This is a genomic window from Mesorhizobium sp. P3_A9 (assembly GCF_056402975.1).
On record NZ_JBFUGJ010000486.1, the window covers coordinates 1 to 3464 of the forward strand.

General features: G+C 64.2%; 3 protein-coding genes and 1 pseudogene. All 4 read right to left on the reverse strand.

Features of this window, described 5'->3' with window-relative positions; genetic code table 11:
* Nucleotides 1–129, reverse strand: a pseudogene (locus AC1DX0_RS33025) (antibiotic biosynthesis monooxygenase); the annotation flags it as partial.
* Nucleotides 130–217: 88 nt separating this feature from the next.
* Entirely contained in the window at nt 218–2101 is a 1884-nt protein-coding gene (locus AC1DX0_RS33030) for an ABCB family ABC transporter ATP-binding protein/permease (RefSeq protein WP_477358565.1), read from the reverse strand.
* A gap of 25 nt (nt 2102–2126) precedes the next feature.
* Nucleotides 2127–2474, reverse strand: coding sequence for an ArsR/SmtB family transcription factor (locus tag AC1DX0_RS33035; RefSeq protein WP_477219407.1), 348 nt, complete (start codon nt 2472–2474; stop codon nt 2127–2129).
* An 80-nt stretch (nt 2475–2554) separates the two neighbouring features.
* Nucleotides 2555–3464, reverse strand: a 910-nt coding sequence (locus AC1DX0_RS33040; protein WP_477358567.1) for a LysM peptidoglycan-binding domain-containing protein, incomplete at its 5' end; no start/stop codon positions are given.

A 3464-nucleotide genomic window follows, 5' to 3' on the forward strand; every position in this document is an offset into this window, starting at 1 on the left:
CTGTTGGCGCAGCAATTCGTGCGTCGTCCTGACCTTGACGAGGATCTCCTCGCGGGCGGCGGCCGGGACGACGAACTTGTCCACCCTGAACACGCTGCCGCCGTTAACACTCTGATTTATGTCGTTCATTTCAATTGTTCCGTTCCTGGATGATGGTGTTCTCGGGCTCCAGGAGCGGGCGTACAATCTCAACCTAAGTTGAGGTCAAGCACAAAAATCAATTTACCTCTGACGTCCGCCGGCGAACGATGACGCCGAGTTCGTCGCCTTCGCGCGCAAGGCGCAGGCGTTCCTCGGCCTCGGTCGCTTCGCGCTGGCGGTCCCACATCGAAGCGTAGAGGCCGTGCTTTCGCATCAGCTCGACATGGGTGCCGCGCTCGGCGATCTGGCCGTCCTTGAGCACGATGATCTCGTCGGCGGAAATCACCGTCGACAGGCGGTGGGCAATGACGATGGTCGTGCGCCCCTTGCTGACGAGGTCGAGCGCGGCCTGGATTTCCTGCTCGGTGTGGCTGTCCAGCGCGGAGGTCGCTTCGTCGAGCATCAGGATCGGCGGCGCTTTCAGGATGGTGCGGGCAATCGCCACGCGCTGCTTCTCGCCACCCGAAAGTTTTAGGCCACGCTCGCCGACCATCGACTTGTAGCCGTCGGGCAGTTTTTCGATGAACGGCCCGATCTGGGCGAGTTCGGCGGCCTTGCGCACCTCTTCTTCGCTGGCACCGACGCGGCCGTAGCGGATGTTGTAGGCGATGCTGTCGTTGAACAGCACGGTGTCCTGCGGCACCATGCCGAGCACCGCGCGCAGGCTGCCCTGGGTGACATCCCTGACGTCCTGGCCGTCGATCAGCACCTGGCCGGCCTGCACGTCGTAGAAGCGGAACAGCAGCCGCGAGATGGTCGACTTGCCGGCGCCGGACGGCCCGACAATGGYGACCGTCTTGCCCGCCGGCACCTCGAAGGAGACGCCCTTCAGGATCTTGCGATTCGGATCATAGGAGAAATGCACGTCGCGGAATTCGACCTTGCCGGATCCGACGATCAAGGATTTCGCGTCGGGCTTGTCGACGATCTCCTGCGGCACATCTAGCAGGTCGAACATGTGCTCGATGTCAGTCAACCCTTGCCGGATTTCGCGGTAGATGAAGCCGATGAAGTTGAGCGGCACGGAAAGCTGCACCAGCATGGCGTTGATGAAGACGAAATCGCCGACCGTCTGCGTATGCGCCTGCACYTCCAGCGCCGACATGCACATGACGACGACMGTGCCGAGSCCGAAGATGATGCCYTGGCCRAARTTCAGCCAGCCGAGCGAGGTCCAGGTCTTGGTGGCGGCGATCTCGTAGCGCGCCATCGAGCGGTCGAAGCGCTCGGCTTCCATGGCCTCGTTGGTGAAATACTTGACGGTCTCGAAATTGAGCAGCGAGTCGATCGCCTTGGTGTTGGCGTCGGTGTCGCTGTCGTTCATGTCGCGGCGGATCGAGATGCGCCAGTCGCTCGCCTTGACCGTGAACCAGACATAGAGGCAGACGGTGGCCGCCACCACGGCCACATATTTCCAACCATAGGTGAACCCGAATATGCCGGCGGTCAGCGCGAATTCGAGAATGGTTGGCGCCGTGTTGAGCATGATGAAGCGCACGATCGTCTCGATGCCCTTGGTGCCGCGCTCGATGATGCGCGACAGACCGCCGGTGCGGCGCTCCAGGTGGAAGCGCAGCGACAGCTGGTGCATGTGGACGAAKGTGCGGAAGGCAAGCTGGCGCACCGCATGCTGGCCGACGCGGGCAAACAGCGCATCGCGCAACTGGTTGAAGCCGAGCTGGACGAGCCTCAGCACGTTGTAGGCGATAACCAACATCACCGGAGCGAGCATGAAAGAAGGCAGCGGCGGTGGCACCTTGGAGCCGCCCGCCAGCGCATCGGTTGCCCATTTGAAGAAATAGGGGCCGGCGACCAGCGTCAGCTTGGCAACGACCAGCAGCAGTGTCGCCCAGGTCACGCGCGCCCTGAGGTCGGCACGGTCGGCCGGCCACATATAGGGCCACAAATTGCGCAATGTGGTTAGGGTTGAGGTGTCGGCGGAGACGGTTTTTTCGGCCACTTTTCTTGCCTTTTGGGTGAGAGGGTCAGCGGCCGGAGCAGCAGGAGTTGACGAGCGCGTTCAGCGATGCCGACAGGTTGGCGAGCGCGGCATGATCGACCGCATAGCGAGAACGCTGGCGGTCGGGCTCGAAGCAGACCAGACCGGCTTCGACCAGTATTTTCAGATGCTGAGAAACCGTCGACTGCGCCAGATCGAAACGGTCGACGACCTCGCGGCAGCAGCACGAATTGCTGGCCGAGAGGTGCTTCAGAATCTCAATCCGTGCCGGATGCGACAACGCCGCGAAACGCGCTGCGACAGCGCGGCTGTCGGAGATGCAGTTGGGTAGAGCGCTGGTAGCGCGGTCTGGTTCAAGGGCGGATTCTGTCATCGTTCATCGGCGATAGACGATGAACGATGACAGGGCAAGCTAGGCCGATGGGTAGATCGGCTGAACTGCCGATCTCTTCCCTACTCCGTCTTGGTCGGTGCCGTCGTCGCCTGCTCGCCCATCGCCTTGAGGTCGGCGGATTCGCCTTCCTTGGACTTTTCCGGGACCTTGAACACCTGTCCTGGCCAGATGCGATTGGGATCCCTGATCTGGTCCTGGTTGGCGAGGTAGATGGTGGAATAGCGCACGCCATGGCCGTAGACGCGCCGTGAAATCCGCCACAGCGTGTCGTTGCGGCGGATGATGACGGCGCCATCGGCATGTTCGAGCTTGGGCGACACGACTTCGGGCACGTCGCTCGGCGGCGTAGCCGCGGCGACAACGGCCGGAGCCTCGGCGGCGGGCGCAGCCGGGGTTGCCGGTGCCGTCGCCGCCGGAGCGGCGGCTACGGCCGGTGCCTCGGCGGCAGGTGCCGCAGGCGCTGCTGGAGCCGGAGCGGCCGGGGCAGCCGCAACAACGGCGGGCGCCGCAGGAGTCGGGGCGGCTGGGGCTTCGGCGACTGCAGGTGCGGCCGGCTTGGTCTCGGCAGGCTTGGCATCCGCCGGCTTGGTCTCGGCGGGCGCCACCGCGGCCACCGCTTCGCCCGGCTCACGCTCGAACGGCACAGCGGCACGGGCCACCACCTTCACGCCGTCGGCATCGAGGCCGTCGACATGAATGGTATAGCTGCCAACCGGAATGTCGCGCGTCGCCTCGACGAGGAAATGACCGTCCGGCGATGTCTGCGCGTCACCGAGCAGGATGTCGTTGGCATAGGCGCGCACCTTGCGGCCCGGATCGGCAAGGCCGGCGACAAAGATCTTGTTGCCGTCGATCTCGACCGCCTCGACGACGATCTTGGGCTCGGCCACGGCTGCGGCGGGCGGTGTTGCCGGCGCGGCGGGAGCCGGTGCAGCCTCGACGACGGCTGGCACAGGTGCCGGTGCGGCT

Bases quoted from the DNA above. Each gene is read 5' to 3' on its own strand.
- AC1DX0_RS33035 (WP_477219407.1), bottom strand. From the start codon at position 2,474: ATGACAGAATCCGCCCTTGAACCAGACCGCGCTACCAGCGCTCTACCC.